Genomic DNA, 12,725 nt, shown 5'->3' on the forward strand with positions numbered 1-12,725 from the left:
TCAAGCGTCGCTCTTCCCCACCATCAGGTCTGCCTGAATCACTTCGATCCAGTAGCCGTCCGGGTCTTTAACGAAGATAACATCTTTCATCTTGCCCTGATCGGCACGTTTCACAAAGGTGACATCATGCTGGTCAAACCACGCTTGAGCCGCCGCTAAATCCGGCACGTTAAAGCAGATATGCCCGAAGCCTTGGGGTTCGGCGTTACCATCGTGGTAGGCAAAGTCGTCCTTGTCTTCGGTGCCCCAATTGTGGGTCAGCTCCAGCAGCCCTCTCTGGCTAAACGTCCAGGCGGTACGCGCTTGCGCATCTTCCGGCACGCTGTCGCTGGGCTCCAAGTTAGCCAGGAAATACAGCGAGAACTGCATCTCTTCAAAATCCAGCCGCCGCATCACCTGCATGCCAAACACCTTTGAGTAGAACGCCAGCGCACGCTCAGGATCCTTCACCCGCAGCATGGTGTGATTTAAACGAAACCCTTGAGTTTGGGGTGGTGTAGCAACGACGCCAGGGTGCTGTTCGCCTTGAAAACTCATTCCGCTCTCCTGCTGCTGATATTAACCATGGAGGCTATTGCGCCTCATATACCGCTTACCATGGGGGCTTTAGGGCCATAATACCAGCCCTTACAAGCACATAGACAGCGTCGCATCACGCTACCCATAAGCGCACTGGCAATCATGAACAAAACCCCTACACTTATTATTCACAAGCTTTACAAAAAAGCAGTTCCTGCCACATGAGCGACGCTTCACATTGACGGCGTCGTCCAGGAGTTTTCCATGAGTTCGATTGATATGACGCTGGGTGACCAGCTGACGCTAAAGCAACTTTCCAATGCTCTGCACAACGGTTTTTCGCCGATTGTGGAGGTTGAATCCATGGATGGCATCTACAAAGTGCGTTTTCATCACGCCAACGGCGTGTCTGACCTGAGCGACAACAAGGGCCATGTCAGCACTTTTTTGGGCACGGGCGAGATACGCGACACCCTAGGTCAACTGGGCCTGACCCACGGCGTACTGACCTTCGCTGACCAGTGCGGCGACGAGATGATCGGGGTAGAGGGGAAAGCCATAACGCCTGATGAAATGCTTACCTACGGTACACGTATTTCGTTTCGCTAGCGGGCCATCGTCCGCATTCGGGGCTTTACAGGGCTACTCCAGGCAAGGATAGTAATCATTCGACAGGGGCGCCCTCCGTTACCAGTGGGCTGAGAAGCACCCTTTGAACCTGAACCGGATAACACCGGCGTAGGGAGTCGTGGTAACGCTTACCACCTCCCTGCCGGGAGGATGCTATGACCCTACGCCCGCTTGGCGATTACCTAGAGACGCTGCGCGCAGTGACACCTCTGGTTCACTGCATAACCAACTATGTGGCCATGAACAGCACTGCCAACCTGCTGCTAGCCACCGGCGCGTCGCCCGCCATGCTGCATGCGCCTGAAGAGGTGGCGGAGTTCACGGCTATTTCCGCGGGGCTTTCGATTAACATCGGCACGATCTCCTCCCACTGGGCCGATGCGATGCTGACCGCCACAGCGACTGCCGATCAACACGCGATTCCCTGGGTACTGGATCCCGTCGCCGTTGGCGCTACGCGCTATCGCCAAACGCTGTGCGCGAAACTGCTGGCCAATAAACCCAGCGTGATTCGTGGCAATGCGTCGGAGATTCTTGCCCTTAACGGCTTAGCCAGCCAGGGCCGCGGGGTGGACTCGACGGCCGCTACGGAGCAAGCCGTGGATGCAGCCATCGCCCTGGCGCAAAAAAATGGCTGTATCGTCGCGATGACCGGGGAAAGCGACTGGGTGACAGACGGCACACAGCACTACCGTATTAACGGTGGCCACCCCTTAATGCCCCGGGTGACAACATTAGGCTGCGGGCTAAGCGCGCTGGTGGCAGGCTTTGTGGCTGCCAACCGTGAAGCGCCGCTGGGCGCGACCGCCGCCGCCCTGGCCTGCTTTGCGGTCGCCGGTGAACGGGCAGGCAGCAACGCCCAGGGGCCTGGCAGCTTTCAAGTGGCGCTGCTGGATACGCTGTACCAACTCACCCCTGACGACCTCACCACCCATGCCCAGTTGGAGGCTATCGATGCCGTTTGATCTATCGCTTTATTTAGTCACCGATGCTGCGCTGTGCGACGCCATTGGCTTGGAGCAGACGGTTGAGGCAGCGGTACGAGGCGGCGTCACCATCGTGCAGCTGCGTGATAAGCACGCCAGCGACGAACAGATGTTGACCCAAGCCAAGCGGCTCAAAGCGGTGCTGGCGGGCACCGGTGTGCCACTGATCATTAACGACCGTTTGCAGGTGGCGCTTGAGAGCCAGGCAGATGGTCTGCACGTCGGCCAGAGCGACGCTGCCGTTCAAGAGGCGCGTAGAGTGTTAGGTGAGCAGGCGATTATTGGCCTGTCGATCAACACCCTCGCCCAGCTAGAAGCTGCACCGGTGGAGTTACTCGATTATGTGGGGATTGGCCCGGTGTTTGCCACGGTGAGCAAGCAGGATCATGCCCAGCCCATCGGCTTTGGCGGCCTGGCGTCGTTGGTCAAGGCGTGCCCGCTGCCCAGCGTGGCCATTGGCGGGCTGAAAGCCAACCATGCGATTAGCGTGCAGCGCGCGGGAGCGAACGGTTTAGCGGTGATATCGGCTATTTGTGGTCAGCCTGACCCCTACCAGGCGGCACGGACATTTCAGGTTTTCCAAGCTGTTTCGGCGTCATGAACCAGTTGGAGCACATCGTCGCTTTTGTGCGGGTAGCCGAGCTGGGTAGCTATACCCGGGCTGCCGAAGCGCTGGATATTTCGCGCACCCGCGTATCCCGCCAGGTCATGGCGCTGGAAGAGGCACTGGGGGCGCGACTCATACAGCGCACTACGCGACGACTGCATCTCACGGAAGCCGGGGAGCGCTATTTAGCCCGCGCCCAAGGCGTGCTGCAAGCGCTCGATGAAGCCGCCGCCGAAGTAGGCCAAGGCACCAGTGATGTGCGTGGACGGCTACGCGTGAATGGGCCAATGAGTTTCGGCACCCGCTACCTGGCGCCTCTCGTTGCTCAATTTATGCAGGCCCATCCAGCGCTTGAAGTTCGATTGGATCTGAACGACCGCCGCGTTGATCTGCTGGAAGAGGGGTATGATGTCGCCATTCGTATCGGCAGCCTTCCAGACTCAAGTTTAGTGGCACGCCGCCTAACCCGCTGCCGCCTGCTGTTTTGCGCATCACCAGAGTACCTTGCCACCCACGGCGAACCCAGTAGCATTAAAGCCCTTGCTGAGCACCGCTGCCTTCGCTACCGCAGCGGCCAGCACAGCGCTGACTGGCAGATTGCCACACAGTCGTTGACGGTCAATGGCCCGCTGGAAAGCAATAACGGCGATGTACTCACTCACGCCGCAGAAGCGGGCCTGGGCATCGCTCAACAGCCCAGCTTTCTGGTCACGGAGAGTATCGCCAGCGGGCGTTTAGTGCCCATTTTGACCCATGAGCCAACGGTGCGGCTCGATGTTCACGCGCTCTACCCCGCCCGGCGCTACCTGCCTGCCAAGGTGGAGCGCTTTATTGACCTGCTCACCGAGGCGTGGGGCGATCCACCGGTTTGGGAGCAGAACATCGGATTGTCGCCAATTACGCAATAGTGATGTGCAAAATATGCTGATTATCTCGATATAATCCGGCGGTAAAGTAGCGCCATCAACCATTCGATGGAAGCTACTCTTATGACAACCCTTACTCACTCCACTCCTTCTCTACAGCCCCATGCCATCTCGCTACTACGTATTGCACTAGGAGTAATGGCCCTCGCTCACGGTTTGCTCAAGGTGTTTGTGTTTACCCTGCCGGGCACCGTCGGCTATTTTGAATCACTGGGTTTACCTGGATTTCTGGCCTACTTGACCATTGCTGCCGAAATCGGCGGCGGCATCGCCCTGCTGCTTGGCGTATATACCCGCTGGGTGAGCCTGGCGCTGGTGCCCGTGCTGCTTGGCGCTGCCTGGGTGCATCTTGGCAACGGCTGGATGTTTTCAAATGCCGGCGGCGGTTGGGAATTCCCGGTGTTCTGGACGCTGGCGTTAATCGTGCAAGCGGGCCTGGGCAGCGGCCGCTGGGTGTTAAGCAATCGATTCGCCTAACCCCTAACCCACAATCCTATCGCCAGCGCTCGCCTCACCGTCAGCGCTGGCAATGCTGCTATGGAGATTCCCCCATGTTACCTAGCCTGTTTATTTCCCATGGTTCGCCCATGCTGGCGCTTAATAAAACCCCGGCTCACGCCTTTCTACGCGAACTGGGCAAACGGCTTTCACCCAAGGCGGTGGTCGTGGTGTCGGCACACTGGGAGAGCCTAGCGCTCAAGGTCAGTACCAGCGCCAAGCCAGAGACCATACACGATTTTGGCGGCTTTCCACGGGCGCTGTTCGAGTGCCAGTATCCCGCCCCCGGCGAGCCTGAACTGGCTGAACGGCTAGCCGAGTTACTAGGCGCCGAGCGGGTAGAGCGCGGCCTGGATCACGGCGCTTGGGTACCCCTCTCATTAATGTTTCCTGACGCCAAGGTGCCGGTTGTTTCGCTGTCGCTTCCGGTGCGTTGGAGCAATCAAGAACTAGTCGCGCTGGGTGAGCACCTGTCGGCACTGCGGGGAGAAGGCATTCTCATTATCGGCTCGGGTAGCCTGACCCATAATCTTTATGAAATTATGCCCCTGGAGAGCCCAATGCCTGCCTGGGTCGATGAGTTTGCCACTTGGGTCAGCGAACGCCTGATCGCCAATGATCGCGACGCACTGCTTAGCTGGGAGCGCGCGCCCAACGCCGAGAAGAACCATCCAACCCCTGAGCATTTTCAACCATTGCTGGTGGCCATGGGAGCCGGAGGCGAGGCGGCCCAGCTGCACCACAGCGTCGAGCACGGGGTGCTTGCCATGGACGTTTATCAGTTTGCTTAAGTATATTGCTAGGCAGTTGGGCGGCGTTTAAGGGTGGTTCTACGGTCGTGATACGCCACCGCTAAACCGCTGCCCATTATCAAGGCGCTGCCTACCCAGACCCAAAGATCCGGCATTTCGCCCCAGAACCACCAGCCCAACAGCACCGCCCACAGCATGGCGGTGTAATCAAATGGCGCGGCGATGGCCGCAGGGGCAAACCGAAAGGCCAAAGTGATAAAAGCGGTGGCGGCGACACCGAGCACGCCAGACGCGAAAAACCCGACCCAGTGCCACGGCTGGGGTGTTTGCCACACCCACGGCAGCGTTAATCCAGTGACGATTAATGGCACAAAGGTCATGTAAAACAGCATTGCCCATAAGTGCTCGCGGGCGCCGTAGCGGCGCGCGGTAATCATCATCAGCGCATAAAATAGCGCGGCGGCCACCAGCACTAATGCGCCCACCTGAAAGGCATCGCCGTTGGGGCGAACCACAATCAGTACCCCCGCAAACCCCACTAACGATGCGATGAGTACCGGCGGATCAATTCGCTCACCCAACAAGGGCACCGACAGTAGCGTTACGAACAGCGGTGCCACAAAAGCGATTGCCGTGGCTTCCGCCAGGGGTAACAGCGTTAAGCCCCATACGAAACAGACCATGGTGGCGGTATAGATCAATCCGCGCAGAAAATGCACGCCAGGCCGCTTAGTCCTTAGCTTACGCAAGCCACCGGCAAAATGGGCCAGCAGCGCAATCATCGGTAGCGAGACTAACGCACGGAAGAAAATAATCTGCAGCGGCGAATGCACTTCGCCTAACCATTTGGAAACGGCGTCGCCTAGGGCTAAAAACAGCACGCCCAGACACATACAGAGTATGCCTTTGAGTGACGTTGTCACCGCAACCTCCTTTTTTATTAGCCGTTAAAAAGCAAAAACCCCGCCAACTTGCCATTGGCGGGGTAATGGCCATACACCACCTTATAGGCTGGCGTTAACCACCATGCAGTCCATACCCTGGGAGTGCAGTTCACGGCACGCTTGGCGGGCACGCTGTTCATCCAATGCCATTAGCCGGGCGCGATAAACCGGATTCTGTCCTTCTACAGTGTCCACAGCAACGCGTCCGCCTAAATTCTGGGCGATGCGTTGAGCCGCCTGCTGAGCCAACTGGCGCGCTTGGGCTTCGCGACTAAAAGCGCCCACTTGCACCCCCCAGCCGCCGCCCGTTTCATTAGCGGCGGCCATCTGACGTTCACGTTCAATGAACGCTTGTAGAGGATCAGTCTGCGGCGCTTCGCTGGGGGGTGGGGGGCGCTGAATGGTAGCAATACCGGCCAACTGCTCTTCAAGATCAACAACTGGCGTGGCAGGTGTGGCGTGGGCCGATGGCGACAGTGTTGTGGTTTCGACCACCGCCAAGAGGGGCTGCTGTGGCGCAACCGGCTGGGCAGGCGGCGCAAAGGCCATGAATTCACGCGAGAAATCGGTGTCGCCCATCCAGTTTTGCTGGTCGCGCAGCGAGGCACGTAGGAAGCTGCGATCTAGCAGGTTGGCCATATGGGTATCCCGGGACTGGGAAGAAAAACCGCCCATCACAACACCCACCAAACGCCGATTACCGCGCATCGCGGTGGTCGCTACGTTAAACCCAGAAGCGCGAATAAAGCCGGTTTTTAAGCCGTCGGCCCCCGGGTAATCGCGCACCAACCGATTGTGACTGGTATGCCGGGTCCCACGGTAGGTGAACTCCTGCAGACCAAAATAGTGGTAGTACTGGGGGAAGTCCTGCATCACTCTGACCGAGAGCGTTAGCATATCCCGTGCGGTGGTAATTTGTCGCTCATCCGGCAAGCCGGAGGCATTGCGAAAGGTGGTGGCGTGCATGCCCAACTCGCGCGCCTTGGTGGTCATCATTTGCGCAAAGTGCGCTTCACTGCCACCCAGCGCTTCGGCGACCACGGCAGCAACATCATTTGCAGAACGCACCGCGAGCGCACGAATAGCGGTATCCACCGGGATAGAGCTGCCTGCAGCCAACCACAGTTTGACGGCAGGCTTGGCGGCCGCATAAGGGGAAACAGGCAGGGGCTGATCTAAACGTAGCGCCCCCTCTTCTAACGCTTCAAACGTCAGATAGAGCGTCATCATCTTAGTAAGCGACGCAGGGTAGCGCTGATCGTCAATATTCTCGGCGTAGAGCACTTCGCCATTATCCAAGTCGACAACAATACCCGCATAGCGTGGATTGTCGGCATGCGCGCTGGTCGTCATCGCCAGTACAAGCAGCACTAGCATACTCAATATCGTGGCCGCTCCTGCCGCAGCGCTGTTTAACCTTGCATACATACCTGCCCCTTGCTTGTTATCAATGCGCTAGACGATCAACGACTTAACTACCATGCCACACTCTGGGTGCAACGCAAGGCTTCCTATCGGCTCACCACAGGCCAACGCTGAATAGTTATGATGATAAGTAGAGTATATACACAGTTAAGCTTAGAAAAGAGAAGATAAATGCGCATATAAAAAAACCGACCCACTGGGGGTCGGTTTTCATTCGCTACCAAAGAGGCCTAGCGCAGAGGATTACTCTTCTGCCGCTGCTTCTTCAACAACCGGACGGTCAACTAGCTCAACGAACGCCATAGGCGCGTTGTCGCCGGTGCGGAAGCCGCACTTAAGGATACGGACGTAACCGCCCGGACGCTCGGCATAACGCGGACCTAGTTCGTTGAACAGTTTGCCGACGGCTTCTTTAGAGCGCGTGCGGGCAAACGCCAAACGACGGTTTGCAACGCTATCCTGCTTAGACAAGGTGATCAGCGGCTCGATAACGCGACGCAGCTCCTTGGCTTTCGGCAGGGTTGTCTTAATGACTTCATGTTCGACCAGCGAGACAGACATGTTCTTGAACATGGCCTGACGATGCGAGCTGGTGCGATTCAGATGACGACCACTCTTACGATGACGCATGGTTGTAATTCCTTACCAAACTGGGACTCAAGTCGACGCTCACGCGGAGGCTTTGTCGTCCTTCAGGCTTGCCGGTGGCCAATTTTCCAACCGCATGCCAAGGGACAAGCCGCGAGCCGCCAATACGTCTTTAATTTCATTCAAAGACTTTTTACCGAGGTTCGGTGTCTTCAACAGCTCAACTTCTGTGCGCTGAATCAGATCACCGATGTAGTAAATATTCTCGGCTTTTAGGCAGTTCGCGCTGCGAACGGTCAACTCAAGATCGTCTACGGGGCGCAATAGAATTGGATCGACATGATCCTCTTCCTCTTCGACTTCCTGTTCTTTATCAGCTTCCAGGTCGACGAAGGCGGCCAGCTGCTCTTGCAGGATGGTCGCACTGCGACGGATAGCCTCTTCCGGATCCAGGGTACCGTCGGTTTCCAAGTCGATAATTAGCTTATCGAGATCGGTGCGCTGCTCGACACGAGCGGCTTCAACCGAGTAGGAAACACGGCGGACAGGGCTGAAGGTGGCATCCAGCTGCAGGCGGCCAATAGCACGCGTCTCTTCATCAGAGCCACGCGCGTCAGCCGGCTCGTAGCCACGACCCAGCGCTACCTTAAGCTGAATCTTCAGCTCGGCACCTTCATTGACGTGTGCAATGATGTGGTCCGGGTTGACGATTTCGACGCTATGATCAAGCGCAATGTCGCCAGCGGTGACGACGGCTGGGCCCTGCTTGTTCAGCGTGAGCACCGCCTCATCGCGGCTGTGCATTTTGATCGCAACATCTTTCAAGTTCAGGAGGATCTCAATGACATCTTCCTGCACCCCTTCGAGCGCACTGTACTCATGCTCGACGCCGGCGATTTCAGCCTCTACCACGGCACAGCCGGGCATAGACGAAAGCAGAATGCGACGAAGTGCATTCCCCAGGGTGTGACCAAAGCCACGCTCGAACGGTTCGAGCACGATTCTGGCGTGATGTGCGCTGATTTCTTCGACCTTGATGTCGCGAGGACGGAGAAACTCTGTCACTGAACGCTGCATATGAACACCTTTCAGGCTGCCAAACGGATACTTGATACTCGGTACGACCTGGCGCTGGCGTTTTAAACCGGCACCAGATCGACAAGAAACAGAAAACTGCTTACTTGGAGTACAGCTCGACGATCAGGTTTTCGTTGATGTCGGCAGACAGGTCACCGCGTTCAGGCAGAGCCTTGAAAGTGCCTTCCATCTTCTTGGCGTCGATTTCGATCCAAGCGATATCGCCACGGTTGGCCGCAATGGACAACGCGCTTTGAATACGTGCTTGGTTTTTCGCCTTTTCGCGAATGGAAACAACGTCACCCGGCTTCACTTGGTAGGAAGCAACGTTAACGGTGCGGCCATTCACGGAAATCGCTTTGTGGCTGACCAGCTGACGCGCTTCAGAGCGAGTCGAGCCGAAGCCCATGCGGTAGACGACATTATCCAGTCGGGATTCTAGCAACTGCAACAATACTTCACCGGTCGCGCCTTTCAGGCGAGCGGCTTCTTTGTAGTAGTTACGGAACTGTTTTTCGAGTACGCCATACATGCGACGTACTTTTTGCTTCTCACGAAGCTGCAAGCCGTAGTCTGAAAGACGTTGACGACGCTGGCCGTGTACACCCGGGATCTGCTCGGATTTACACTTTTTCTCGAAGGGAGTCACACCACTCTTCAAAAAGAGGTCGGTGCCTTCACGACGAGACAGTTTGCACTTCGGTCCAATATAACGAGCCATGAATCTGTCTCCTTAAACGCGGCGTTTCTTCGGCGGACGGCAGCCATTATGGGGAATGGGCGTCGCGTCTACGATGCTTTGCACGCGGAAGCCGGCGGCATTCAGTGCGCGCACGGCGGATTCACGACCGGGACCTGGGCCTTTAACCAGTACGTCTACGTTTTTCACACCATACTCGGCTGCAGCAGTTGCTGCACGTTCGCTTGCCACTTGAGCAGCGAACGGGGTGCTCTTGCGAGAACCACGAAAACCCGAACCACCGGCAGTTGCCCAAGAAAGAGCATTGCCCTGGCGGTCTGTGATCGTCACGATCGTGTTGTTAAAAGAGGCATGGATATGTGCAATCGCATCCACTACCTGCTTTTTAACCTTTTTACGGTTACTACGCGGGTTAGCCATGTTGATGTCTATTCCTGTCTTTACGCCAGAACGTGCGTGTTATTTGCGGATCGGCTTACGCGGGCCCTTACGGGTGCGCGCGTTAGTCTTAGTCCGCTGACCACGCAGCGGAAGACTACGACGATGACGCAGACCACGGTAGCAGCCTAAGTCCATGAGACGCTTAATGTTAAGCGTAACATCACGACGAAGGTCGCCTTCTACGGTGTACTTGCCAACTTCAGAACGCAGGGTGTCGACTTCTTCAGAAGACAGGTCCTGGATCTTGGCATTCATGGCAATACCAGCTGCTGCACAGATGTGCTCAGCACGGGTACGGCCAATCCCGAAGATATAGGTCAGCGAGATCGCCGCATGCTTGTTGTCCGGGATATTGACGCCTGCAATACGGGCCATCAGCTTACTCCGAAATTTGAGCGGCTTGCTCGTTTATTCATCTACAAAAGGCGCAACAGCATACCCCATCAATTGCCCTAAGGCAAGGGGTATGCTGGCACCCGCTTAATACAACCCAGGCTATTAACCCTGGCGTTGTTTGTGCCGTGGTTCGCTGCAGATGACGCGGACAGCGCCATTGCGACGAATGATCTTACAGTTACGGCACATTTTCTTTACGGAAGCTCGAACTTTCATCGATCTTTCTCCAAAAACCGGCTCGCGGCGCGCCCCGCTAACTTAATAGGGTGGGCGGCGCCTCAGCGCATGATACCGCCGCTACCGTAGCCTTTCAGGTTGGACTTCTTCATCACTGAGTCATACTGATGCGACATGAGATGCGACTGCACCTGGGCCATGAAGTCCATGATGACCACGACTACGATTAACAACGAGGTACCGCCGAAGAAAAACGGCACGTTCCACGCCACAATCAAGAACTGGGGCATCAAGGAAACCGCAGTGATATACAAGGCACCGAACAGGGTCAGACGTGTCATGACCTTGTCGATATAGCGAGCGGTCTGCTCGCCGGGGCGAATGCCCGGCAGGAAAGCGCCTGACTTTTTAAGATTGTCAGCCACATCCTTGGGGTTGAAGACCAGCGCTGTGTAAAAGAAGCAGAAGAATACCACTGCCGCCGCGAAAAGCAAGATGTAAAGCGGTTGACCTGGACCTAATGCCTGAGATGCACGCTGCAACCACTCCATACCTTCACCGGCACCTACCCACTGGCCAATAGAGGCCGGGAAGAGCAGGATACTGGAGGCAAAAATCGCCGGGATAACGCCGGCCATATTAACCTTCAAAGGCAGGTAGCTACTTTGCCCTGCATACATCTTATTGCCCACTTGTCGCCGTGGATAATTAACCTTGAGGCGGCGTTGGCCACGCTCAATGAAAACCACAAAGGCAACTGTCGCAACACCTAACACTGACAGCGCTAACAGTGGCAGAACATTCCAGGCCCCTTCATTACGGGCAAGCTCGAACGCTTGGCCCACGGCACTGGGTAGTCCAGCAACAATACCGGCAAAAATCAGCAGCGAAATACCGTTGCCGATGCCTTTCTCGGTAATCTGCTCACCTAGCCACATCATAAACACCGCACCCGACACAAACGTAATCACGGCGGTGAAAAAGAAGCTAAAGTCTGCAGTGTACGCGATGCCTTGGCTAGCCAGACCGACGGACATGCCGACTGCCTGGACAAATGCCAGTATCACCGTGCCGTAGCGGGTGTACTGGCTAATCTTGCGGCGGCCAGCCTCACCCTCTTTCTTGAGCTGCTCAAGATGAGGGGAGACCGCAGTCATGAGCTGCATGATAATCGACGCCGAAATATAGGGCATTATACCCAGGGCGAGAACACTCATGCGCTCCAGGGCGCCACCCGAGAACATGTTAAACATGCCCAGGATGGTACCCTGTTGCTCCCTAAACAAGGCAGCAAGCTGGTCAGGATTGATACCGGGAACGGGAATGTGGGCACCAATACGGTACACCACGATGGCGAGGAGCACGAAGCGCAAACGCGCCCACAGTTCACTCAGACCGCTGCCCATCGCCGGCATGTTTCCTGACTTGGCCATTTAGTCCTCTACCTTGCCGCCAGCAGCTTCGATCGCTTCACGGGCACCTTTGGTGACCTTGATGCCGCGAACGGTAACCGCTGTTTTCAGTTCGCCAGAAAGGATAATCTTCGCGTGTAGCGTAGAATCCTTCAGCACATTGGCTTCTTTCAAAGACGCCAGGGTAACTTCACCACCGGCAACCTTGGCCAGCTCAGCCAAGCGGACTTCTTCAGAGACCAGCGACTTTGCAGACGTAAAGCCGAATTTCGGCAAACGACGCTGCAAAGGCATCTGACCGCCTTCGAAACCGGGCTTAACACTGCCGCCACTACGTGCTTTCTGACCTTTGTGACCACGGCCACCGGTCTTACCAAGACCGGAACCGATGCCACGACCAACGCGCTTTGCAGCGTGTTTGGAGCCCGGAGCCGGGCTTAGGGTATTAAGCTTCATGGATTACTCTCCCTCAACGCGCACAAGGTAAGTTACCTTGTGGATCATGCCGCGTACGGCAGGGGTGTCTTCCAGTTCAACCGTATGACCGATGCGACGCAGGCCCAAGCCTTTCATAGTAGCCTTGTGCTTGGGCATGATGCCGATGGTGCTGCGGATCTGGGTAACCTTGATCGTTGCTGCCATGGTGT

18 protein-coding genes and 1 riboswitch are annotated in these 12,725 nt (G+C 56.5%); of the genes, 6 read left to right on the forward strand and 12 right to left on the reverse strand.

What is annotated here, in order from left to right:
• Positions 1-537, reverse strand: a complete 537-nt coding sequence (gene gloA / locus ACT3UM_RS03010) for a lactoylglutathione lyase (protein WP_498896009.1) — start codon at positions 535-537, stop codon at positions 1-3.
• A 246-nt stretch (positions 538-783) separates the two neighbouring features.
• Between gloA and ACT3UM_RS03015 the strand changes: the two genes are divergently transcribed.
• The 6 genes from ACT3UM_RS03015 to ACT3UM_RS03040 all read left to right on the forward strand — a co-directional run bounded on the left by ACT3UM_RS03015 (position 784) and on the right by ACT3UM_RS03040 (position 4,957).
• The gene (locus tag ACT3UM_RS03015; RefSeq protein ID WP_035582714.1) at positions 784-1,128 is read left to right on the forward strand and encodes a hypothetical protein; all 345 of its coding nucleotides are present in this window, start codon (positions 784-786) and stop codon (positions 1,126-1,128) included.
• A gap of 54 nt (positions 1,129-1,182) precedes the next feature.
• A riboswitch (TPP riboswitch) is annotated at positions 1,183-1,281 on the forward strand.
• 23 nt (positions 1,282-1,304) lie between these two features.
• Positions 1,305-2,114 (forward strand): hydroxyethylthiazole kinase, encoded by an 810-nt coding sequence (thiM, locus tag ACT3UM_RS03020; RefSeq protein ID WP_498896011.1) that lies wholly within the window; start codon positions 1,305-1,307, stop codon positions 2,112-2,114.
• Positions 2,104-2,736: a thiamine phosphate synthase gene (thiE, locus tag ACT3UM_RS03025; RefSeq protein WP_498896013.1), complete on the forward strand. Its 633-nt coding sequence runs from the start codon at positions 2,104-2,106 to the stop codon at positions 2,734-2,736. Before thiM ends, thiE begins: the two co-directional genes overlap by 11 nt.
• Positions 2,733-3,650: a LysR family transcriptional regulator gene (locus tag ACT3UM_RS03030; protein ID WP_498896015.1), complete on the forward strand. Its 918-nt coding sequence runs from the start codon at positions 2,733-2,735 to the stop codon at positions 3,648-3,650. The genes thiE and ACT3UM_RS03030 overlap by 4 nt, the downstream gene beginning before the upstream one ends.
• Positions 3,651-3,716: 66 nt before the next feature.
• Complete coding sequence (locus tag ACT3UM_RS03035; protein ID WP_498896017.1) at positions 3,717-4,145, forward strand: DoxX family protein; 429 nt, start codon at positions 3,717-3,719, stop codon at positions 4,143-4,145.
• Positions 4,146-4,219: 74 nt separating this feature from the next.
• Positions 4,220-4,957, forward strand: coding sequence for a DODA-type extradiol aromatic ring-opening family dioxygenase (locus tag ACT3UM_RS03040; RefSeq protein ID WP_498896019.1), 738 nt, complete (start codon positions 4,220-4,222; stop codon positions 4,955-4,957).
• 8 nt (positions 4,958-4,965) lie between these two features.
• Here ACT3UM_RS03040 and ACT3UM_RS03045 read toward each other — a convergent pair whose 3' ends face one another.
• The 11 genes from ACT3UM_RS03045 to rpmD all read right to left on the reverse strand — a co-directional run bounded on the left by ACT3UM_RS03045 (position 4,966) and on the right by rpmD (position 12,720).
• Complete coding sequence (locus tag ACT3UM_RS03045) at positions 4,966-5,841, reverse strand: DMT family transporter (RefSeq protein WP_498896021.1); 876 nt, start codon at positions 5,839-5,841, stop codon at positions 4,966-4,968.
• 81 nt (positions 5,842-5,922) lie between these two features.
• Entirely contained in the window at positions 5,923-7,239 is a 1,317-nt protein-coding gene (locus tag ACT3UM_RS03050) for an SPOR domain-containing protein (protein WP_498896233.1), read from the reverse strand.
• A gap of 291 nt (positions 7,240-7,530) precedes the next feature.
• Positions 7,531-7,917, reverse strand: coding sequence for a 50S ribosomal protein L17 (gene rplQ, locus ACT3UM_RS03055; protein WP_008959150.1), 387 nt, complete (start codon positions 7,915-7,917; stop codon positions 7,531-7,533).
• A 39-nt stretch (positions 7,918-7,956) separates the two neighbouring features.
• Complete coding sequence (locus ACT3UM_RS03060; protein WP_035582698.1) at positions 7,957-8,952, reverse strand: DNA-directed RNA polymerase subunit alpha; 996 nt, start codon at positions 8,950-8,952, stop codon at positions 7,957-7,959.
• A 100-nt stretch (positions 8,953-9,052) separates the two neighbouring features.
• The gene (gene rpsD / locus ACT3UM_RS03065) at positions 9,053-9,673 is read right to left on the reverse strand and encodes a 30S ribosomal protein S4 (protein WP_008959152.1); all 621 of its coding nucleotides are present in this window, start codon (positions 9,671-9,673) and stop codon (positions 9,053-9,055) included.
• 12 nt (positions 9,674-9,685) lie between these two features.
• The gene (gene rpsK, locus ACT3UM_RS03070) at positions 9,686-10,072 is read right to left on the reverse strand and encodes a 30S ribosomal protein S11 (RefSeq protein WP_007111985.1); all 387 of its coding nucleotides are present in this window, start codon (positions 10,070-10,072) and stop codon (positions 9,686-9,688) included.
• 39 nt (positions 10,073-10,111) lie between these two features.
• Positions 10,112-10,468 carry a 30S ribosomal protein S13 gene (gene rpsM / locus ACT3UM_RS03075; RefSeq protein WP_007111986.1) on the reverse strand — a complete coding sequence of 119 codons (357 nt, stop codon included), beginning with the start codon at positions 10,466-10,468 and terminating at the stop codon, positions 10,112-10,114.
• 123 nt (positions 10,469-10,591) lie between these two features.
• Positions 10,592-10,705, reverse strand: coding sequence for a 50S ribosomal protein L36 (rpmJ, locus tag ACT3UM_RS03080; RefSeq protein ID WP_008959154.1), 114 nt, complete (start codon positions 10,703-10,705; stop codon positions 10,592-10,594).
• 62 nt (positions 10,706-10,767) lie between these two features.
• Entirely contained in the window at positions 10,768-12,099 is a 1,332-nt protein-coding gene (gene secY / locus ACT3UM_RS03085; RefSeq protein ID WP_498896025.1) for a preprotein translocase subunit SecY, read from the reverse strand.
• Entirely contained in the window at positions 12,100-12,534 is a 435-nt protein-coding gene (rplO, locus tag ACT3UM_RS03090) for a 50S ribosomal protein L15 (RefSeq protein WP_035582693.1), read from the reverse strand.
• A 3-nt stretch (positions 12,535-12,537) separates the two neighbouring features.
• Positions 12,538-12,720, reverse strand: coding sequence for a 50S ribosomal protein L30 (rpmD, locus tag ACT3UM_RS03095; protein WP_008959157.1), 183 nt, complete (start codon positions 12,718-12,720; stop codon positions 12,538-12,540).
• Positions 12,721-12,725 lie beyond the last annotated feature (5 nt).

Source organism: Halomonas sp. AOP13-D3-9 (assembly GCF_052379125.1).
In the GTDB taxonomy this organism is placed as follows: domain Bacteria; phylum Pseudomonadota; class Gammaproteobacteria; order Pseudomonadales; family Halomonadaceae; genus Vreelandella.